This is a genomic window from Halorientalis brevis (assembly GCF_042678165.1).
GTDB classification, from domain to species: domain Archaea; phylum Halobacteriota; class Halobacteria; order Halobacteriales; family Haloarculaceae; genus Halorientalis; species Halorientalis brevis.
In genome coordinates this window covers 84,497-103,339 of sequence record NZ_JBHUDJ010000011.1, presented here as the reverse complement: position 1 = coordinate 103,339, position 18,843 = coordinate 84,497, and the positions used below count along the sequence as shown (strand labels likewise).

The following is an 18,843-nucleotide window of genomic DNA, read 5'->3' as shown; positions in this document are numbered from 1 at the left end:
CTCAGTCCTGTCTTCCGGGTATTCTGTAGTAATATTTTCATCAATTATCATATTTGGCGAAGAGTCTGTTACCGGCTGGTGCCACATCGGTCACGTGGTAAGTGACGGCCAGAGAAGCAGACTCCTATCCGACGCCAAGGGTCCGCATAACAAAGGAATCAGTCCGCCAGGATTCGGCCGTGTCAGCACCATCTACGCTGACGCTTTCGAATCATGAGGTCCCCAGGATTGATCACCGGCGGGCAGCGTATCGACTCCGGCCAGCAGTTTCATGGCGTATCGACACTGCCAGAGACGTTCCGAGCGGCTGATAGTCAAATCTCACCCTTAGCCGAGAGGCCCGAATTTGGAGGCGGGCTACGCAGCGTAAGGGAGGACGAACATGGCAACTGAAAACGAACAAGTCCAGTCCGTTTCGATCGCGGATCCAGAACTCGACAGCCGCGAGTCCGGCAGGGTCGCCGAGATCATCGAATCCGGCCGCCTCGCGTCCGGTGAAACCGTCACGAACTTCGAGCGCACCTTTGCCGACTTCTGTGGGACGGACCGCGCCGTCGCGACGAGCAACGGAACCACAGCCCTCCACGCGGCCCTCCGCGCGCTCGGTATCGGCGACGGTGATAGGGTCATCACGACCCCGCTCTCGTTCGTCGCCTCCGCGAACGCGATCAGGTTGTGTGGTGCAGAGCCAGTGTTCGCCGATATCGACCCCGAAACCTACAACCTCGACCCCCACGCCGTCGAAGCGACCATCCGCGATTTGGACGGCAACGTCGACGGGATACTCGCCGTTCATCTCTACGGATTGCCAGCGGCGATGAACCACCTCCAGGAGATCGCAAACGAACACGATCTCGTCCTCGTCGAAGACGCCGCACAGGCACACGGTGCACGCCACAGCGGCCGCCACGTGGGCTCGATCGGCGACGCCGGGTGTTTCAGCTTCTATCCGACGAAAAACATGACGACGGGCGAGGGAGGCGCCGTCGTCACCGACCGCGACGACGTCGCAGAGCGCGTCGCACAGTTCATCAACCACGGGCGAGACGGGTCACATCACCACGTCGAAGTCGGCCACAACTTCCGGATGACGAACGTCGCGGCCGCGATCGGTCTGGTCCAGTTAGAGAAGTTACCCAGTTTCAACCGGGCCCGGCGCGCGAACGCAGCCAAGCTCACGGACCTTCTCGAAGACACGGCCGTCATTCCCCCGGTCGAGCCGACGGAGCGGCGACACGTCTACCACCAGTACACGATCCGGACGCAGAACCGCGACGAGCTACAGGAGGCGCTCTCGGCTGCTGGCATCGATACGGGCGTCTACTATCCGACGCCGATTCACGAACAGCCGGCCTACGCGGACGTCGACACCGCCGCCCCAGTCGCAGAGCGTGCCACGGACGAAGTGCTGTCGCTGCCCGTCCACCCGAACTGCACCGACAGCGACCTCGAAGCGATCGCGCGAATCATCACTCGCCACACGAACCATGACTGAGCAGAAAATCAATGCGGGCGTTATCGGCGTCGGGAAGATGGGGCAACATCACGCGCGCGTGTACAAGGAGATTCCCGGCGTGCGACTCACCGGCATTGCCGACGCGGACGACGACCGCGCGACGCAGATCGCGACGAAGTACGGCACCGTTCCCCGAGACAGAGACGAGGTCATCGACCGATGTGACGTCGTGTCGATCGCCGTACCGACCCGGTATCACCACGAGGTAGCGAGCGAGGCGATCGACGCCGGCGTTCACGTCCTCATCGAGAAACCGTTCGTGCGAGACCTCCAGGAAGGCCGCGATCTCGTCAACAAGGCGCGCGAGCAGGACGTCCGTCTCCAGGTCGGCCACATCGAGCGCTTCAATCCGGCCGTGCAGGCAGTGACCGACATCGTCACGGATCTCGACGTGATCGCCGTCGACGTTCGCCGACTCGGGCCGCCGGTCGACCGGGACTCGAAGGACGGCGTCGTGTTGGACCTGATGATCCACGACATCGACGTTCTCACCGCGATCATGGGCAGTGACATCTCGGACGTGACGGCGATGAGCACTCGCGACGGGAACCACGTGACCGCACAGGTCGAGTTCGCGAACGGCGTCGTGGGCAACCTCACGGCCAGTCGTGTCACGCAAGAGAAAATCCGTGATCTAGCCGTCACAGCGGAGGACTGTCGCGTCAACGTGGACTACGAAAACCAGACCGTTCAGATCCATCGCCACTCCGTCCCCGAGTATTACGAGAGCGACGGCGACCTCCGATATCGCCACGAAAGCATCATCGAACGGCCGACGATCGAGAACGGCGAACCGCTCCGCGAGGAGTTAGAAGCGTTCGTCACTGCCGTCCGAGAGGGCACAGAGCCGCCAGTGTCTGGGGAGGACGGTCTCGCTGCGCTCCAGATCGCCCGCCAGATCCAAGAACGGACCATAACTGACGACCCCGTCGTCAGGAGATGAGGTATGCACACACGAACAAGCGATCGATATTCGTTATACGAGAGTTCACTCGAGAGTACAGACCAGCGATCAGCACTGCGTAACGGTGACGTTCCGGTCGCCGTGTACGGCCTCGGCAAGATGGGGCTGCCACTCGCTGCCGTGTTCGCGGAGGTGACCGGGAACACGACCGGCGCTGACATCGATCCGTCGGTCGTCGAATCGGTCAACAGCGGTACCTGTCCCGTCGACGGCGAGCCGGGTCTTCCGGAGGCGATCGAAACGACCGTCGAGGACGGGTCCCTCTCCGCAGTCAGTGATCCCACTGCCGCAGCCACGGACGCAGCGATCCACGTCATTATCGTCCCGACGTTAGTCGAAGACGGAACACCGGACCTGGCGACGCTCCGTGCGGTCGCCGAGTCGATCGGCCGGGGGCTATCTCCGGGTGATCTCGTCTGCGTGGAATCGACGGTCCCGCCTCGGACCTGTCGGGACGTCGTCGTCCCGGTTTTAGAGCGGGAGAGTGAGCTGGAACTCGGGGAGTTCGGCGTCGCGTTCTGCCCGGAACGAACGTCGAGCGGACGTGCCCTCAAGGATATCCGCGGGGCGTACCCGAAAGTCGTCGGCGGCGTCGACGACGAGAGTACGCGTGCAGCAAGTGTGCTCTACGACGAGGTCTCGAACAACGAGATTCACGCCGTCGCCGACGCGACGACTGCTGAGTGTGTCAAGGTGTTCGAAGGCGTGTACAGGGACGTCAACATCGCTCTGGCGAACGAACTCGCGACGATGGCCGACGAACTCGGGACGGACGTTATCGAAGCGATCGAAACGGCGAACACTCAGCCGTACTGCGATATTCACCGCCCCGGTCCCGGGGTCGGCGGTCACTGCATCCCGTACTATCCCTACTTCCTGATCGAACCGTTCGAGACCGAGACGCCGCTGCTCCGCACCGCCCGGGACGTGAACGATTCGATGCCCGCGTTCACTGTCCGAAAGCTTCGGGAAGCGCTCGCCGAGAACGGACGCACCGTCGACGACGCCTCCGTCGTCGTCCTCGGCGTCGCGTATCGCCCCGGTGTCGAAGAAACACGCGAATCGCCCGGGCTTGCGATCGCCGAACTGCTCGACGAACGAGGGATCGACGTCGCGGCCGTCGATCCCATCGTGGAGCTAGAGCAGTACCCCGTGGCGGAGATCGCCCTCGACGAACTGCCGGAGCACGATTTCGATGCAGTTGTTCTGGCCACTGATCACGATGAGTTCGAGTCGCTCCCGTGGAGCGCGTTCGAAGACGTCGTCGTCGTCGATGGACGTGATGCGCTCTCGGACCGAGTAGACGGTCACCCGGTGTACACGATCGGCGTTGGCGACCCGGTATCAGACGATAGTAATTACAGTTCTTGATACTACACTGCCAACTGATTTGAGACCATAGCTTTCGGGGGCCCGTACGGAAAGGCTATAGCGGTGACAACGGACCTCTACCGTGTCGTATGACACCATCACCCACACAAACTTCGTAAAAGAGCAACGCGATCCGTGAGAGTGCTATCGAAATCGAAAAAAATAGTCTCAGTTCGAGCCGATTAGGCAGAAAAACCTACTTAATCGGAACTATACTGTCGATACTTCCAATCGTGTTTTAGACGACAAATAACAATTAAGTGCCTGCCAATGGACGAAGTAGATGCAGCGAAGAAATCCAACCGTTCCCACGAGATGGAACTCATAGGGGAAGACCAACCCTGAATAAAGGAGCGAATGCGAACTCGTTCCACAGATACAACACGGAAAGTGGGTGGGGAATCGTGCGTAAAAACGAGAGATGGGTGATAAGTGCATGAGCACGAAAGAAACGGGGTCAAACGGACCTTCCACACAGTCGATTGAGGAACCGGAAGCAGACAATAATGCCGACGATGACATCGAAGCAGCGGAGTCGTCAGCGGAGACGCAGCTTTCCCTCGACCTAATTTTCGAAGTGCTGAAAAATCGACGCCGACGAGAAGTCATACGATATCTCAGAGAACACGAACAACAGGTCACGCTTAGTGATCTGGCAGAGCACATTGCTGCCCTCGAGAACGATACGGACATCGCGTCGATCACGTCTAGCCAGCGCAAACGCGTGTACGTCGGTCTGTATCAGTGTCACCTCCCGAAGATGGCAGACATGGAGATCGTCGAGTTCAATCAGAACCGTGGTATCGTCGACCTCGGTCCGAACGCGCCACAGCTCTACGAGTACCTCGATAACGACGACGCTGGCGGCCGGAAGTGGTACAAGTACTACATCGGTATCAGTGCCTTCGGAGTCGGCCTCTTCCTCCTGACGGTCGTGTTCGGTCAGCCTGCACTGCTACAAACTGCAGCACTCGGCGGCCTCTGTGTCGCCATTGCGGCGGCTTCCGTTCTCCAGACCGTCTCAGAGCGCGATACCAACGAGTAAGCCGATCTATCTCGTTTGAAGGTATCGTTTAGCTGTAACTCCGCTAATCGTTTGTGAGCGAGTTAGAAGAAGCACAAGCTGGGTCTGAACCAGACAATCGTTCGAGAGCTGGCATCGAATAGAGCACGTGTTACGCGGTCGTTCGGACGTCACACACGAGGTTATACGCGGAGCAGGCGCAATACCACGGCCTTCAGGCCGTGGATACGCGCCGTCACTCAGTGACACGCTCTACCGATACCGGCAGGGCCGGATATTCCACGCCAAGCACAGCCTTTAATAGTCTCTACTCCATAACTGGTTATGAACACAGTACGATGCTGGAGACAACCCGCACCTACGTCGCACGCATCACGAACCACCAACAGGTTCGTGACGACCTCGACCAGTGCGGGTTCTCTGCCTCGAAACTGTGGAACGTCGGACGCTACTACATCCAAGGTCGGTGGGACGAAGAAGGTGAGATACCTGACGAAGCCGAACTGAAATCGGAGTTGAAAGCCCACGAACGTTACAGTGACCTGCATTCTCAGTCAAGTCAGCGAGTTCTCGAAGAACTTGCTGAGGCGTTCACCGGCTGGTACAATTCCGACGACGGTAACAATCCACCGGGCTACCGGAAACGTGGCGACCGACACCCGCGCTCTACCGTGACGTGGAAACAGAAAGGCATCAAGCACGACGCTAAACACGGCCACCTCCGACTCTCGAAAGGATTCAACCTGAAAGAGAGTCGGTCTGACTTCATCCTCGCGGAGTACGAAACTTGTCCCGACGTACAGGTGGAGAACATCCAGCAGGTGCGTGCCGTCTACAACGGCGACCGCTGGGAACTGCACCTCGTCTGCAAGAAACAGATTCCCGTCGAGGACGCCCCCGGCGACAACACGGCGGGAATCGACCTCGGTATCAGCAACTACCTCGCTATCGACTACGAGGACGGCCCCTCGGAGTTGTATCCGGGGAACACGCTGAAAGAAGACAAGCACTACTTCACCCGCGACGAGTACCAAACCGAAGGCGAGAACGGGCCATCGAAACGGGCGTTGAAGGCTCGACAGAAACTCTCTCGACGCAAAGACCACTTACTCCACACCCTCTCGAAACACATCGTTGAGCGGTGTGTCGAAGAAGGTGTGGAGAAGATAGCGGTTGGCGACCTGAGCGACATCCGCGAAGACGAGAACGGTGACTCGCGGAACTGGGGTGCGTCGGGGAACAAGAAACTCCACGGATGGGAGTTCGACCGCTTCACGAATCTGCTCGAATACAAGGCCGAGGAACACGGTATCCTCGTTGACCGTGTGGACGAGGAGAATACGAGCAAGACGTGTTCGTGTTGCGGGCAAATTCGAGAGGCTAACCGCGTGGAGCGTGGCCTGTACGTCTGTTCGTCGTGCGAGACGACGATGAACGCTGACGTGAACGGTGCGGTAAACATCCGCCGAAAGATAACTCAGAGTCCTCCAACAGAGGATATGAGTAACGGCTGGTTGGCACAGCCCGGAGTCTTCCTGTTCGACCGCGAAAGCGGGACGTTCAATACGAGAGAACAGGGAGCCTGCAAACCCTAATATCCCAACGCTCGGGATTCCTCCGCCTTCAGGCGGAGGAGGATGTCAATCGACGCTGGAAGATGTCCTACCGTTCAGCGTATAAATCAACGAAACACTCGGTATCGGCCGAGATCCAGCTCGACATGCGTTCGATAGCGTTCGAGTCGGGATGATAGATCGTACATTGATTGGGCCGCTCGTCGTACTCGACGACGACGGAAACGAGTTCGTAGTTCTCTGCACCTGTGCCGAGTTGTTCTTCAGACGAGATCGTTTCCTTCATGCGTGGTCCCCCAGATGCGTTTTCCCGATATCGGAAGGGAGTGAAGTTGGTCTCCCTCCCACAGGATACCGACAGTAGCGTTGTTAAATTAGTTATGTGCTCGGTAACGAGGTGTCTGCTCTGTTAACATGTAATTGGAGTTTTTTCTCGGCTGTCCGCGGAGGCGTAGTTGCATCAGCTGAGTTGGCTGAGCAGCAGTACTGAGTTATTGAGCGTCGCGATCGAGTAGACGATGATGAGTGGAAGGTAGCTAATGAAATAGAGGTGACGACGCTCGAGGGAACACTCGTCGAGTGTGGAGAGCCAGGAACCGACCACCTCGACGACGATGACGACCATGAGCACACCGGTGATGCTCGCCCCGATCAGTCCGGCAATGCCGATCTCGCGGTATATCCAGGCACCAATGGGATTCTTTTCGGTCACGCCGTCCACGAGTGTCAGTCCAACGATCGTCGTGAGCAGGTCCGTCATCTTCGTGAGGACGAGCAGTGCGAGCCCAACAGTCCATTCCGAGGTGACGGTGTTCGCTTCGAACCCCCAGTGTAGGTCTCGTTGCGCCATGGCTCAGTGGCGAGGGAGACGGAGAGTGCTACCAATCGGGTGCGCCGGACAGTTCTCGGGGATGGATTTCACCATACCCAGTACTCCCACGGACTCCCAGATTGTTAGTCGGGGCATGGAGCCCCACACGCTGTCGATCGATGGTGACTCTAATTACAGACCTGACAGTGATGCTCTCAGCGATGGCGTCACTACACAGGCGTCGTCTCCGCCTCTCGTCGCCAAAAAAGTGGTTCCGATGTCGGATCAGCAGCTCAGGTCGGGATCGCTGCTTTGTCCTGCAGGTACTGGTTTTCCCATTCGCGCCGATCTTGGAGCTCTCGGAGCCCGCGATCGGTCAGTCGGTAGACGTTCGTTCTCCGATCCTTTTTCCCTTTCTTTATCAATCCTTTCTTGACCAATTCGTCGAGATTCGGATACAAACGGCCGTGGTGGATTTCCGATTCGTAGTATGTTTCCAACTCGTCCTTGATAGCGAGTCCGTGTGGATCATCCAATCCCGCCACCAGGTACATGATGTCTCGTTGGAAACCAGTCAGGTCGAACATGGGTCCATAGGTTCGTTATGAATTTTCGTCTATAGTTATACAGTGGCTACCGCCAGGAATCAGCAGTAAAGATGGTATATCAAGCAACTAAGTATATTATCATAGGATCATCTTGCAACCAAACTGAACCACGACGCAAATACTGTGCAGCTTGAAAGATTCCGATTTTGTTCAGTGATCCAGAAGATGCTAGCTCATCGCCGCAGGTGATAGTAGCTCGCGCCACGGTTGAATCGGGAGAGATTCTTAGTGATAGATGATTATCGATACCAAGACACCGTGTTTCCGGTGAAATAGTATATAAAAGATGGGCCGAGAGACACACACCGGGTTTCCGGTGAAACGGGTGGAAGAGAGAGGAGGGGTGCACATGAAACGGGGGTCGAAGGATGCGATCGAGGTGTTAGAAAGGGTAGTCACAGTTCAAGGAGTTAGCAGCGAATGGAGTCGAAGTTCAGATATCGTCGGGAAGCAGGCGAGTGCGTGGAGATGTCCTCTGAAAGTACCGCATCGAATACGGACTACGAGCTGCTACAGAGATTCTATTTCGGGAAGGAAGAAAGAGCATCTTAGTTGCCGAGCTTTCGGTTGGAGGTCCGAATCTCCATGCGATCTTATCGCATTGTTTATTTAGCGATCCATTTAATGGACTTTTAGCTAGTATAGTATAAATAGTTAACTGACTATGCAATATTTAGTCAGAGATAGATTCCGGGAAATGACTAGATGATACAGACAGTCTGTACTGATAGAATAATCTCCCAGTCCCGGATCCTCCAAAAGCTGTAGCTACCAGTATAGGCATTTCTCAGTGCTGTACGGACAGTCATCCTTCATCTGGGTGTTGCACTCTCCTCGGCTATCCTCATCGTCTGTTGCCCCCTCACCCCCTCTCGTAACCAATTTCACCGGAAATCCGGTGTGTGTGTCTGTCGAATTACCGTGGTCTATCGGCGTTTGTAATTCCTGCTCCCTCGTCTCGCGTCTCTTCTAACTCTTCTTCCCTCCACAGACTACCCAGTGGTCTACAGGCTGGCCGGGGCTTGTCCCATCGGTACTTCACACACGATCCCCTCCTTGGAACGGATTTCACCGGAAACCCGGTGTGTGTCTCTCTCGTCTCTGTCCTACTCTCCCTCTCCATCTCTTCGATCGGTTTCACCGGAAACCCGGTGTGTGTCTGCCGAATGACTTCGTGGGTTCGAACTTCTCTAACCTCGCTCGTGTTAACCAACAAATGGCGATTCCAATGAAATGTTGGTTAATCGTGTCCGTCTCCGGTATTCCGCGTCAATTGTCGACTCTCAGAACAGCCCACGTTTCATTCTGCCGTAGATATTGGTGCGTCTCACTGGCGTTCACGTCGAGCTGGCTGGCAGATGCCGGCCGTGTTATTTTACGACCTATTCACTAACGCTTTGGTGTAATGTTTGGGTTCGATCGAGAAACCACGCTCGACCTGGTTGTGAACGCCGTCCCGCTCGTAATCATCCTCTTTTTCATGATCATGTTCGCAGTCATCCAGGAATGGCCCTTCGACGCGTTCCTGTTCGTCGTCTCACAAGGACTTCTCTTGGTACCGTTCGTTCTCTTGGCGCTACTGACGTACGTTGCCGGTCGCGTCATCTCTCGCGACCAAGCCTAAATACGAAACAGTTCTCTCTCTACCCTTCTCGGTTCTCGAATCCGACCCTCTTTTTTTCAGTGGCGTTGCTGGAGATCCGAACGAACTGCTGTACGACATTGCGTGTGTAATCGCATCGGAGAGAGGAGTAAACTTCAATCGACTAGATTTCCGAGATGGCTCGATTGACTCCTGTTCATCTGGGTATTGTCCAGCGTATTGGGACCATGCTCACGCCGTTCCAGTCCTCGTTTCATGTGCAGGCATCATTGCCTTATCTTGGCAGTGGTGAACTGGTATCCAGACCGGAATTCGGTCATTTCGGTACCTTCCAGTATGCAACCTCAGATAAACCCGTCGCGGGCTCAAAGGCAGTGGGAACGACACACGCAGACGGTTTCTGACAATCAATTGATCGTCGTCTCGAACCGACAACCGTACAGACACACTGAGACGGAATCCGGTATCGAAGTCGAACGACCGACCGGTGGACTAACTGAGGGGCTCGATCCTGCCATGCGTGAATTGGGCGGAACGTGGGTCGCATGGGGGGATGGCGACGCTGACGATGCTGTCGTCGATTCGAACGATCGCGTGTTGGTCCCGCCAGAGGAGGACGCCTATACGCTGAGGCGAATCTGGCTCTCGGACGAGGACGTCGACCGATATTACTACGGATTGAGCAATCGAGTGCTCTGGCCCCTTTGTCACTCGTTCCCCGGCAAGATCGAATACAGGGGAAGTGACTGGGACCGATACAAACAGATAAACGAGGAGTTTGCGAATGCAGTGATCGCGGAGGCGTCCGACGACCCGGTCGTCTGGTTCCACGATTACCATCTCGCGCTCGCGCCCTCGCTCGTCAGGGCACAACTCGATACGCAGGCGACGCTACAGCATTTCTGGCATATCCCCTGGCCGGTGTGGGACGTGTATCGTGTCGTGCCGAACAGTCACACGTTGCTTCGCGGACTGCTCGGAAACGACCGCATTGGTTTCCACGTTCACAGGTATTGTCAGAACTTCCTGTCCTGCGTCGACGCTGCGATCCCGGAGGCGAACGTCGATTGGGAACGCCAGTGCATTCGGTACCAGGGGCGGGCCATCACCGTCGAGTCGATCCCGATGGGTGTTCCCGTCGAGGACATCCAGGCGGAAGTCACGTCCGAGGACGCTCGCGCGCAAGCAGCGGAATTCGAGGCCGACCACGCTATTCCTGACGAAGCACGGGTCGCGATCGGCGTCGATCGACTCGACTATACGAAGGGGATTCCGGAACGACTCGATGCACTGGCACACTTCTTCGATGCAAATCCCGAGTGGCGTGGGAAACTCACCTACGTGCAAAACGCAAGTGAGAGCCGATCGCGGATCCCCGCGTATCGGGAGGTCCAGGAAACGGTCACGGACGCGGTCTCGGAAATCAACGAGCAGTACGGCACCGACGACTGGACGCCCGTCGTGTACACGACGAAACGCCTCTCCCGCCAGAAACTGCTCGGCTTGTACAACGAGGCAGACGTGGCGATCGTGAGCCCAATTAGAGACGGGCTCAATCTCGTCGCCCAGGAGTTCATCGCCGCGCAGACGTCGAACGACGCGGCACTCCTCCTGAGTAGCAACGCCGGTGCCCACGATTTGCTAGGTCAACACGCGCTCACGATCGATCCCCACGATACCCGGCAGTTCAGCTCGACGATCGAAACAGCGCTCTGCATGTCCCCCCACGATCGGCGTCAGCGAATGGGTGATCTGCGCGGGATCGTGGCCCAAAACGACTTGCAGCAGTGGGTCGACAGCCAGCTAGACGTTTTACGCGCGTCCCGTCAAGTCCGTCCCGAGTGATGCATCCATCGACACCGATGCTCGTGTCGGAAGCGAAACCGACGCTTCGCGCACGCCTCGAACAGAGTGACGGGTTGTTGCTGTGCCTCGATTTCGATGGCACACTCGCTCCGATCGCAGACTCGCCGACGACGCCGACGATCACCCCGGCGAACGAACGTGCACTCCAGACGCTCCGCGCCCGAACGCAGGTACGACTTGCAATTATCAGCGGACGCGAACTTTCGGATCTCGTTTCTCGCGTGGGAATCCCTCAGATTGCGTATGCAGGCAATCACGGGCTCGAACTTGCTGACGGGCACGGCGTCACCGTGCATCCAGTTGCCGAACGACAGGCACCATCGATTCAGCGTGCAGCGACGATACTCGAAACGCGAACTGCGTCGATCCCGGGTGCGACCGTAGAGAACAAAGGACTGTCTCTGACACTCCACTATCGGCAAGTGCCACCAGCCAGGGTACCCGACGTAGAGCGCGCCGTCGAGTCGCTGGTGCACGGTCCCCCCGGGCAGTCAGGTGACGGAGTCATGGGCCAGTTCCGGATCGTTCCCGGCAAACAATCGATCGAGATCAGACCCGCGGTCGACTGGGACAAGGGAAAGGCAGTCACGGAACTCCAGCGCAGAGTTCCCGACGACTGGCTGACGGCTTACGTCGGTGACGATACGACTGACGAGGACGCGTTCGAGGTTCTCGGCCCGGGCGATCTCGACGTCTTCGTCGGCACTGACGAGACCACGGCGACGTATCGGATTCCAGCGCAACGGGAGGTGGCGTCCTTTTTGCGATGGATGGGACGCATTCAAGAGACGCGGGTCACCGGTACACGAAATCGGACGAGTCGCACCCGTCGATGAAATCGTCGATGTCGACCACTGTTCCGGTGTCGGCGGACTCGTAGATCGCCTCCGTGAGCGCCGTCACTTCGAGGCCGATCTCGGCGGGGACGGCGGGGTCCACCTCGCCTTCGATCGAACCGATGAAATTCTCGAGTTTTCGTTCGTTGAGCGTATCGAAATTGAACTCGCTCGGAATCTCCGCCCGGTACGTGACCTCGTCGCTCTCGTGGATGTGGAGGACGTCGTTGACGTACGCTATCGATCCCTCTGTCCCCCAGATGAAGTACCCCTCTGTTGGGATGACGTCGTCACCGTCGCCGGTGATGCTGACCGACGACAGGAAGCTCTGGTCGCCACGCTCCATCTCGATGGTCACTGCGCTGTTGACGTCCAGCGACGGTTTGTCGTATTCGACCTGCGCAGTCACCGTCTTCGGGACGCTGTCTGTGAGCCAGATGAGCGCTTCGAGGAGGTGCGAGCCGGTATCGTACAGTTGACCGCCGCCGGAGAAGTCGGGGTCCACGCGCCAGGTGTTCTGGTGGTTCTCGATCCATTCCTGGGAGATGAAGCAGTTGACTGACCGAACGTCACCGATCGCACCGCGTTCGATCTGATACCGCATCTGTTCGAAGGCCGGATGGAAGTGTCGCTGATAGCCGACCTGGACGTCGAGGTCCCGTTCCGTTGCCACTTCGATGATATCGACGGCCTGCTGGACCTCGGTGACCATCGGCTTCTCGATCAGGAGATGGAGATTCCGTTCGAGACACGCAATGGCCTGGTCGTAGTGGAGCGTGTGCGGTGTCACGATAGTCATCGCGTCGAGTTCGGACGCGTGGTCGTCGAGTAGTGCTCTGTAGTTCTGGTAGGCTGGCGCGTTGAACTCCCGCTCGAACAGTTCTCGTGCATCGGCTGCGACGTCGGCGGCCGCGACGATCGTCACGTCTTCGAGTTCACTGTACGTCTTCGCTTGCAGATAGCCGAGACCCCCAACTCCGATAACACCGATACGCAGGCCCATGGGTAAGCAGAGGGACTGACGGAAAAATGTCTATCGGATTCGCAGGTCTTCTGTCGGCACAGCCCCCAAATCTCGTAAGTGCTAGAACGTCGAAACGGGGGTAGCACATGCCAATCTGCCCAGGGTGTGAAAGAGAGGTCTCACACGACGAACTCAACGTCCACGTACAGCACTGTCCGTATCTCAACGGCGGGAACGACGTCGCGATGGCCGCGATCGAGCAACTCGACCGTCGCCTCTCCACAGTCGAGCAGAGTTTGCAACTCCGGATCCGACAACTCGAAACCGAGCTGGAGCCGCCAGTGACCGGACCACGTCGGGCATCGAGTCGGTCCAGGGAGCAGAACAACAAACCGTAACCGACCTGCCACGAAGCATTACCCGATCGGCGGTGAAGAACGGTCATGGACACCGGTGTTCTTTCGGTTCCATTAGCGTCACAATCGCGGACAGATGCTCTCGAGTACCTCGCCTCTCTCGGCGTCGACGCGGTCGAACTGGGCTGTGGTGGCCATCCTGGCGACGAGCACCTCCCCACAGGGGACTACCTCGACGACGAGACTGCCCAATCGGAACTGCGGTCGGAACTCGACGAACACGGGCTGTACGTGAGTGCACTGGCGACGCACAACAATCCGCTCCATCCCGACGAGGATCGGGCGGCACGGGCAGATACCGAACTCCGGGACGCGATCCGTCTCGCTGGGCAACTTGACGTCGGGACGGTCACGTGTTTTTCGGGACTTCCAGGCGGTGCGTCCGACGACGTGACGCCGAACTGGATCACGGCACCGTGGCCGCCGGAACACGCGGAGGCGCTCCAGTACCAGTGGGAGCGCGCGATCGATTACTGGACGGACCTCGCGACGTTTGCGAAGTCACACGACGTACACGTCGCGATCGAGATGCATCCGAACATGCTCGTGTACGAACCGCACGGGCTGCTCAGGTTACGGCGGGCGACGAACGAGCATCTCGGGGCGAATTTCGACCCCTCGCACCTCTACTGGCAAAACATCGACCCCGTCGCAGCGATTCGATACCTCGGGGCGGCCGATGCGATTCACCACGTCCACGCGAAGGACACGGAACTCTACGACACGAACGTGCGAACGCGGGGCGTGCTCGATACGACGCCCTACGACGACGAATCAGAGCGGTCCTGGTTGTTCCGAACCGTCGGCTACGGCCACGGTGAGCAACACTGGAAACGGGTGGTCAGCGCGCTGCGCATCGTCGGATACGACGGGGCGCTGAGCATCGAACACGAGGATTCGCTCATGAGTTCGAAGGAAGGGCTCGAGAAAGCGGTCGAACTCCTCCAGCGGTGCGTGCTGGAGACGCAACCTGAGGAACCGCACTGGGTCGATTCATGACGCTTCGAGTCGGATTCCTCGGGTATCGCTTCATGGGGAAAGCACACGCGAACGCACTGGCCCGGTTGCCGATGTTTTTCCCGGACGCTCCGGAGGTGACTCGGGCAGTGCTGGTCGGACGTGACGAAGAGGCCCTCGCGGCTGCTGCCGATAGACTCGGCTTCGAGAAGACGACGACGGACTGGGAGGCTGCACTCGACGAGATCGACGTGTTCTACAACCTGGCACCGAACTATCTCCACCCGGAGCCGACGATCGCGGCGCTGGAACGCGACGTCAACGTTCTCTGCGAGAAACCGCTCGCTCACGATCTGGATGCAGCGGAACGGATGGTCGAGGCAGCGACCGAGAGCGATGCGATCGCCGGGATCGCCTTCAATTATCGGTTCCTGCCGGCGATCCGGATGGCGAAAGCAGTCGTCGAATCGGGCGAGATCGGCGACGTGAGGCAGTTTCGAGGACGCTATCTTCAGGACTGGCTCGTCGACCCGGACGCTCCGTGGTCGTGGCGGCTGGACGAGGACCTGGCGGGAAGCGGGGCGCTCGGCGATCTCGGGGCGCACACGATCGACCTGGCCAGGTATCTGGTCGGGGACGTCGAGCGAGTCAGCGGGCAGTTGCGTACCTTCGTCGAGGAACGACCGGAGCCGGACGGCGACGAGGCGCGCGAAGTCACGGTTGACGACGCGTACACTGCCCAACTCGCGTTCGAGAACGGTGCGATGGGGACCGTCGAAGGCTCCAGGGTCGCGCCCGGACACAAGAACGACCAGACGATTCGCGTTCACGGAACGGCGGGCAGTCTGCAGTTCTCGCTGGAACGGCCGAACGAACTCGCCGTCAAGGAACCCGAGCAGCGAGGGTACGAGACGAGGTTGGTGACCGACGAAACCGACCCGTACGTCGACCACTGGTGGCCACCGGGACACGTGCTGGGGTGGGAACACGCGATCATCAACGAGAACTTCGAGTTCTTGCGGGCCATCGACCGCGGGGAGCCCTACCAGCCGAATTTCGAGGCGGGTGTGGCAGTGCAGCGGGTTCTCGATGCGACCGTGCGGAGTGACGAGGCGACAAAGTGGATGCCGCTGTAGGCACTTCCCGTCTGTCGCGGCTGAAAACCCCGTGAGGGGTTGCAAGGACGGTTTGACTCCGAAGGTACGTCGGTGCGTACTATTTCGTCTCGGTGGACTGTCGTGGGTGTTGCCGGTCACCGTCCGACGTCGTAGTCGGTTTCGGCGTCGCCCGTGGCGCAGGTCCGGCCGTTGCACCGACCTCCACAGTTCGGGATAGTTCGCGCATCGACTGCTCGATCGCTCCTCGATACGAGTCGCACATCGTTTTCGCGACCTCGATGTACGGTCGCTGGAGCTCCTTCTCCAGCGCGACTGTCTTGTTCGTCATCAGACCGATGGTGCGCTGCGTCTCGACTGCTTGCTGCAGCGGAAACGTGACCAGTCGATCGAACCCACCCCAATCAGTGCTGTCCGGTTCATCTGGTGAACGCATCGAGTATCTACCTACTGTCGTGGCGATATGGTAGCGACGTGGCTCCCAGCGAGTTGCTGTCACGGATGACCACCACATCACCCATTGGCACGTAACCGACTGTAATAGATAAACCAGTGTGACCGTTCAGCCGAGTCACAACTGACTACTGGACAGGTCGACCCGGAGTAGCGTCCGGTTGATATCCGAATACGTAATTCCTGACGTGTCTTTTCCGTCGTGAGAGGGTGCAACGCAAAATCTGAACGATGTGGAGTCGGTGACCCGAGATAACGACCTGATTAACTATGCGACTTCGGGGGACTGGTTCGCCATGGCCGTTTTCGACTCGCTCATCGTGTTCGTAGTGAGCCTGCTCATCGGTGCAGTCGGCATCTACGTCGGCGCGAGGGTCGTCACCGACACGGACGATTACAGTTATGCACTTATAACTGCGTTAATCGGAGCCGTCGTCTGGGCGCTCGTTTCCTTGTTCCTGGGCTGGATACCGCTTCTCGGCCCACTGGCGACGCTCGTCGCGTACGTCGGTGTCATCAACTATCGATATCCTGGCGGGTGGGTGAACGCGACAGCCATCGCGTTGATCGCTTGGGTCGCGTCCGTGCTCGTCGTTGTCCTCCTCGGTATCCTCGGTGTCGCGGGCTTCGAGGCGACAGGCGTTCCCGGCGTGTAATCATACGGTATTCGTCATGCCGGTCGTGTACTGGGCCTATACCTAACTATCGACACGAGGGAGTTCGCTGTGGGCGTGTTCGCGTCCGAATCCTACTATGTCAGACCAGTATCCACAGCAGGGAGGCCAGCAGACGCAGTGGACAGGACAGCAGGGAACGACGATGGGCCAGTCCGGGATGACCGGCCAGCAGGGCGGATTGCGACTGCAGGACGTCCAGTCTCCCCAGGAAGCCGCGGCGATGAACGCCATCACGCGTGCCATCGAAATCTGTGAATGGTGCGCAGACCAGTGCGTCGCCGAAGGCAACGCCAACATGGCGGAGTGCATTCGGCTCTGTGAGGACGTCTCCGAGATCGGCGAGGCGAGTCAGGTTCTCCTCTCTCGAAAATCGAACTACAGTACTCCGATCCTCCAGACGCTTAACCAGGCGATGCAGGCGTGCGCACAGGAGTGTAGCCGTCACAATCAGGGCCACTGTCAGGACTGCGCCTCAGTACTCGGCCAGTCGCTCAACGCGATTCAGCAGCTCACCGGATCGAAGCGGCAGGGAATGCAACAAGGTGGCATGACTCAGGGACGCATGCAGTCTGGTTCCCAGACGGGATATTAGATCATCGAACTCTACGCGTCGCCTGTCAGCAACACACCGGAGTTGTCGAGTTCATTCGATCGGAACGGCCGGTCTCTCACCGACAGACTCCATTTTTACTGTCATTTTTCGTTCGCTGTCCGATGACCGCAGGCCGGAACTGTTCGAATCCGAATTGATCAAGGCTTTATATTTGGTCTCTTCTTTGGCCCTTCCGCAACCCGGTCGTTGGTAACTGGCAACGTCGATTTGACATATAGGAAATCAAACTACACGTTACGTGAGCCAAACCTCCGCAAGCCTTGGGTTCCGTTCGAGCGAGTTGCGGAAACTGACGAGTAGCCCACCCTTAGCCGTACAAACGGACGAAACGGTTAATGGGATACTCATTGAGCGGCTCGATAGGGATCAGTCATCTGGTCCCGTGGCGTGACGGAAACCGTCCGTCATCCCAATCTCGCCACATGTCGAACGATCGTGGGAGCGGTTGCCGGAACCGACGGTCCGGATTGCCACGAACAGACATGTCGGAACTGACCCGGAAGTCAACGATCACACTCTCACAACTATGAGCTACCAAGGAAACCAGAACCAAGGCCAGCAGCGACAGCAAACACAGCAAACCGGTCAGCAAGGGCAGATGCAGGGCGGATTCTCGGGCAAACAGATTCGTGGTGCCGACCAGGGTGCAGCCGATCAGCGTCACAGTCAGCAGTTCCGCGAGGACAAGGCTATCCAGGCCGAACTACAGCCTCGCGATCCACAGACTGGGCAGTTCGTTCAGGAGCCACAGCAGCACGAGCAGTGGCGAGAACAGCAGGAACGACAGGTCCACCAGCAGATCGGGCTGCCGACACAGCAGCCGACGCAGGGCCAGCAGCAGGGACAACAGCTGTCGCCCGAACAGATCTCCCAGCAGCTACCGGCGCAGTATGGACAGCCCCAGCACCCACACCAGATGCCACAGCGGGACCCGCAGACTGGGCAGTTCATCGGTAGCCAGCAGGGGCAGCAGGCTCAGCAACAGCCTCAGACCCAGCAGATGGGGCAGCAGCCGCAGACACAACAGATTCCCCAGACCCAGCAGCCTCAGCAACAGCCCCAGCAGATGGCCCAGCAGCCCCAGCAACAGCAGCCTCAGCAACAGCCCCAGCAGCAGGCCCAGCAGCCCCAGCAACAGCAGCCACAGATCGGACTGCAACAGCAGCAGCCACAGCAGCAGGCCCAGCAGCCACAGCAGCAGGCCCAGCAGCCACAGCAGCAGGCCCAGCAGCCACAGCAGCAGGCCCAGCAGCCACAGCAGCAGACGCAGCAGACCCAACAGCAGCCACAGCAGTCACAGGGCGGCCTGCAGCTCCAGCAGCGTCCGCAGGAAGAGCAGAGCCGGCAGTCCCAGCAGCGGTAACTGGGGAGCACGCAGTGGAGCGGCCTGAATTCTGATCCGCTCCATTCGCGTCAGCGGATTGTCTCAACGCGCTCGCATTTTTCGCAGGAGGAAACAATCAGTCCACGGAGAC

General features: G+C 58.6%; 19 protein-coding genes. 14 read left to right on the top strand and 5 right to left on the bottom strand.

Translation table 11 applies throughout. From position 1 onward, the window contains the following. Positions 1–382: 382 nt before the first annotated feature. From ACFR9U_RS15510 to ACFR9U_RS15490, 5 genes are all read left to right on the top strand, one after another. Positions 383–1,495: a DegT/DnrJ/EryC1/StrS family aminotransferase gene (locus ACFR9U_RS15510; RefSeq protein WP_247381406.1), complete on the top strand. Its 1,113-nt coding sequence runs from the start codon at positions 383–385 to the stop codon at positions 1,493–1,495. After that, positions 1,488–2,459: a Gfo/Idh/MocA family protein gene (locus tag ACFR9U_RS15505; RefSeq protein ID WP_247381407.1), complete on the top strand. Its 972-nt coding sequence runs from the start codon at positions 1,488–1,490 to the stop codon at positions 2,457–2,459. The genes ACFR9U_RS15510 and ACFR9U_RS15505 overlap by 8 nt, the downstream gene beginning before the upstream one ends. A 3-nt stretch (positions 2,460–2,462) precedes the next feature. Then, positions 2,463–3,851 carry a nucleotide sugar dehydrogenase gene (locus tag ACFR9U_RS15500; RefSeq protein WP_247381409.1) on the top strand — a complete coding sequence of 463 codons (1,389 nt, stop codon included), beginning with the start codon at positions 2,463–2,465 and terminating at the stop codon, positions 3,849–3,851. A gap of 436 nt (positions 3,852–4,287) precedes the next feature. Continuing rightward, positions 4,288–4,896, top strand: coding sequence for a DUF7344 domain-containing protein (locus ACFR9U_RS15495; protein WP_247381411.1), 609 nt, complete (start codon positions 4,288–4,290; stop codon positions 4,894–4,896). Positions 4,897–5,213: 317 nt separating this feature from the next. Then, on the top strand, positions 5,214–6,470 hold the full coding sequence (locus ACFR9U_RS15490) for an RNA-guided endonuclease InsQ/TnpB family protein (RefSeq protein ID WP_247381413.1): 1,257 nt from the start codon (positions 5,214–5,216) through the stop codon (positions 6,468–6,470). Between the two features lie 67 nt (positions 6,471–6,537). Here the strand turns inward: ACFR9U_RS15490 and ACFR9U_RS15485 are convergent, their stop codons facing one another. The 3 genes from ACFR9U_RS15485 to ACFR9U_RS15475 all read right to left on the bottom strand — a co-directional run bounded on the left by ACFR9U_RS15485 (position 6,538) and on the right by ACFR9U_RS15475 (position 7,847). Then, the gene (locus tag ACFR9U_RS15485) at positions 6,538–6,735 is read right to left on the bottom strand and encodes a DUF7511 domain-containing protein (RefSeq protein WP_247381415.1); all 198 of its coding nucleotides are present in this window, start codon (positions 6,733–6,735) and stop codon (positions 6,538–6,540) included. A 174-nt stretch (positions 6,736–6,909) separates the two neighbouring features. After that, positions 6,910–7,299 carry a DUF5658 family protein gene (locus ACFR9U_RS15480; protein WP_247381417.1) on the bottom strand — a complete coding sequence of 130 codons (390 nt, stop codon included), beginning with the start codon at positions 7,297–7,299 and terminating at the stop codon, positions 6,910–6,912. 254 nt (positions 7,300–7,553) lie between these two features. Further along, the gene (locus ACFR9U_RS15475; protein ID WP_247381419.1) at positions 7,554–7,847 is read right to left on the bottom strand and encodes a PadR family transcriptional regulator; all 294 of its coding nucleotides are present in this window, start codon (positions 7,845–7,847) and stop codon (positions 7,554–7,556) included. A 1,426-nt stretch (positions 7,848–9,273) separates the two neighbouring features. Here ACFR9U_RS15475 and ACFR9U_RS15470 point away from each other — a divergent pair. From ACFR9U_RS15470 to otsB, 3 genes are all read left to right on the top strand, one after another. Further along, positions 9,274–9,492, top strand: a complete 219-nt coding sequence (locus ACFR9U_RS15470; RefSeq protein ID WP_247381421.1) for a DUF6684 family protein — start codon at positions 9,274–9,276, stop codon at positions 9,490–9,492. Between the two features lie 315 nt (positions 9,493–9,807). Next, positions 9,808–11,316: an alpha,alpha-trehalose-phosphate synthase (UDP-forming) gene (locus ACFR9U_RS15465; RefSeq protein ID WP_247381423.1), complete on the top strand. Its 1,509-nt coding sequence runs from the start codon at positions 9,808–9,810 to the stop codon at positions 11,314–11,316. Further along, positions 11,316–12,173 carry a trehalose-phosphatase gene (gene otsB, locus ACFR9U_RS15460; RefSeq protein WP_247381425.1) on the top strand — a complete coding sequence of 286 codons (858 nt, stop codon included), beginning with the start codon at positions 11,316–11,318 and terminating at the stop codon, positions 12,171–12,173. The genes ACFR9U_RS15465 and otsB overlap by 1 nt, the downstream gene beginning before the upstream one ends. On the opposite strand, the gene ACFR9U_RS15455 is transcribed toward otsB, so the two are convergent. Then, positions 12,133–13,176 carry a Gfo/Idh/MocA family protein gene (locus ACFR9U_RS15455; RefSeq protein WP_247381427.1) on the bottom strand — a complete coding sequence of 348 codons (1,044 nt, stop codon included), beginning with the start codon at positions 13,174–13,176 and terminating at the stop codon, positions 12,133–12,135. The two genes, otsB and ACFR9U_RS15455, sit on opposite strands and share 41 nt — an antisense overlap. A 107-nt stretch (positions 13,177–13,283) precedes the next feature. Between ACFR9U_RS15455 and ACFR9U_RS15450 the strand changes: the two genes are divergently transcribed. From ACFR9U_RS15450 to ACFR9U_RS15440, 3 genes are read left to right on the top strand one after another with little or no spacing between them, the layout of a single operon-like run. Continuing rightward, complete coding sequence (locus tag ACFR9U_RS15450) at positions 13,284–13,535, top strand: hypothetical protein (protein ID WP_247381428.1); 252 nt, start codon at positions 13,284–13,286, stop codon at positions 13,533–13,535. A 45-nt stretch (positions 13,536–13,580) separates the two neighbouring features. Beyond that, complete coding sequence (locus ACFR9U_RS15445; RefSeq protein WP_247381430.1) at positions 13,581–14,552, top strand: sugar phosphate isomerase/epimerase family protein; 972 nt, start codon at positions 13,581–13,583, stop codon at positions 14,550–14,552. Beyond that, on the top strand, positions 14,549–15,646 hold the full coding sequence (locus tag ACFR9U_RS15440) for a Gfo/Idh/MocA family protein (protein WP_247381432.1): 1,098 nt from the start codon (positions 14,549–14,551) through the stop codon (positions 15,644–15,646). The genes ACFR9U_RS15445 and ACFR9U_RS15440 overlap by 4 nt, the downstream gene beginning before the upstream one ends. 79 nt (positions 15,647–15,725) lie before the next feature. Here the strand turns inward: ACFR9U_RS15440 and ACFR9U_RS15435 are convergent, their stop codons facing one another. Next, on the bottom strand, positions 15,726–16,061 hold the full coding sequence (locus tag ACFR9U_RS15435; protein WP_247381435.1) for a hypothetical protein: 336 nt from the start codon (positions 16,059–16,061) through the stop codon (positions 15,726–15,728). 313 nt (positions 16,062–16,374) lie between these two features. Here ACFR9U_RS15435 and ACFR9U_RS15430 point away from each other — a divergent pair, with 313 nt between their 5' ends. The 3 genes from ACFR9U_RS15430 to ACFR9U_RS15420 all read left to right on the top strand — a co-directional run bounded on the left by ACFR9U_RS15430 (position 16,375) and on the right by ACFR9U_RS15420 (position 18,731). Next, positions 16,375–16,734 (top strand): hypothetical protein, encoded by a 360-nt coding sequence (locus ACFR9U_RS15430; RefSeq protein WP_247381544.1) that lies wholly within the window; start codon positions 16,375–16,377, stop codon positions 16,732–16,734. 97 nt (positions 16,735–16,831) lie between these two features. Beyond that, positions 16,832–17,347, top strand: a complete 516-nt coding sequence (locus tag ACFR9U_RS15425) for a four-helix bundle copper-binding protein (RefSeq protein ID WP_247381437.1) — start codon at positions 16,832–16,834, stop codon at positions 17,345–17,347. 547 nt (positions 17,348–17,894) lie between these two features. Further along, complete coding sequence (locus ACFR9U_RS15420) at positions 17,895–18,731, top strand: hypothetical protein (RefSeq protein ID WP_379814697.1); 837 nt, start codon at positions 17,895–17,897, stop codon at positions 18,729–18,731. The last annotated feature ends 112 nt before the right edge of the window (positions 18,732–18,843 follow it).

Bases quoted from the DNA above. Each gene is read 5' to 3' on its own strand.
- ACFR9U_RS15455 (WP_247381427.1), bottom strand. From the start codon at position 13,176: ATGGGCCTGCGTATCGGTGTTATCGGAGTTGGGGGTCTCGGCTATCTG.
- ACFR9U_RS15490 (WP_247381413.1), top strand. From the start codon at position 5,214: ATGCTGGAGACAACCCGCACCTACGTCGCACGCATCACGAACCACCAA.
- ACFR9U_RS15480 (WP_247381417.1), bottom strand. From the start codon at position 7,299: ATGGCGCAACGAGACCTACACTGGGGGTTCGAAGCGAACACCGTCACC.
- ACFR9U_RS15435 (WP_247381435.1), bottom strand. From the start codon at position 16,061: ATGCGTTCACCAGATGAACCGGACAGCACTGATTGGGGTGGGTTCGAT.
- ACFR9U_RS15475 (WP_247381419.1), bottom strand. From the start codon at position 7,847: ATGTTCGACCTGACTGGTTTCCAACGAGACATCATGTACCTGGTGGCG.
- ACFR9U_RS15465 (WP_247381423.1), top strand. From the start codon at position 9,808: ATGCAACCTCAGATAAACCCGTCGCGGGCTCAAAGGCAGTGGGAACGA.
- otsB (WP_247381425.1), top strand. From the start codon at position 11,316: ATGCATCCATCGACACCGATGCTCGTGTCGGAAGCGAAACCGACGCTT.
- ACFR9U_RS15470 (WP_247381421.1), top strand. From the start codon at position 9,274: ATGTTTGGGTTCGATCGAGAAACCACGCTCGACCTGGTTGTGAACGCC.
- ACFR9U_RS15425 (WP_247381437.1), top strand. From the start codon at position 16,832: ATGTCAGACCAGTATCCACAGCAGGGAGGCCAGCAGACGCAGTGGACA.
- ACFR9U_RS15450 (WP_247381428.1), top strand. From the start codon at position 13,284: ATGCCAATCTGCCCAGGGTGTGAAAGAGAGGTCTCACACGACGAACTC.
- ACFR9U_RS15495 (WP_247381411.1), top strand. From the start codon at position 4,288: ATGAGCACGAAAGAAACGGGGTCAAACGGACCTTCCACACAGTCGATT.
- ACFR9U_RS15505 (WP_247381407.1), top strand. From the start codon at position 1,488: ATGACTGAGCAGAAAATCAATGCGGGCGTTATCGGCGTCGGGAAGATG.
- ACFR9U_RS15445 (WP_247381430.1), top strand. From the start codon at position 13,581: ATGGACACCGGTGTTCTTTCGGTTCCATTAGCGTCACAATCGCGGACA.
- ACFR9U_RS15440 (WP_247381432.1), top strand. From the start codon at position 14,549: ATGACGCTTCGAGTCGGATTCCTCGGGTATCGCTTCATGGGGAAAGCA.
- ACFR9U_RS15500 (WP_247381409.1), top strand. From the start codon at position 2,463: ATGCACACACGAACAAGCGATCGATATTCGTTATACGAGAGTTCACTC.
- ACFR9U_RS15510 (WP_247381406.1), top strand. From the start codon at position 383: ATGGCAACTGAAAACGAACAAGTCCAGTCCGTTTCGATCGCGGATCCA.
- ACFR9U_RS15420 (WP_379814697.1), top strand. From the start codon at position 17,895: ATGAGCTACCAAGGAAACCAGAACCAAGGCCAGCAGCGACAGCAAACA.
- ACFR9U_RS15430 (WP_247381544.1), top strand. From the start codon at position 16,375: ATGGCCGTTTTCGACTCGCTCATCGTGTTCGTAGTGAGCCTGCTCATC.
- ACFR9U_RS15485 (WP_247381415.1), bottom strand. From the start codon at position 6,735: ATGAAGGAAACGATCTCGTCTGAAGAACAACTCGGCACAGGTGCAGAG.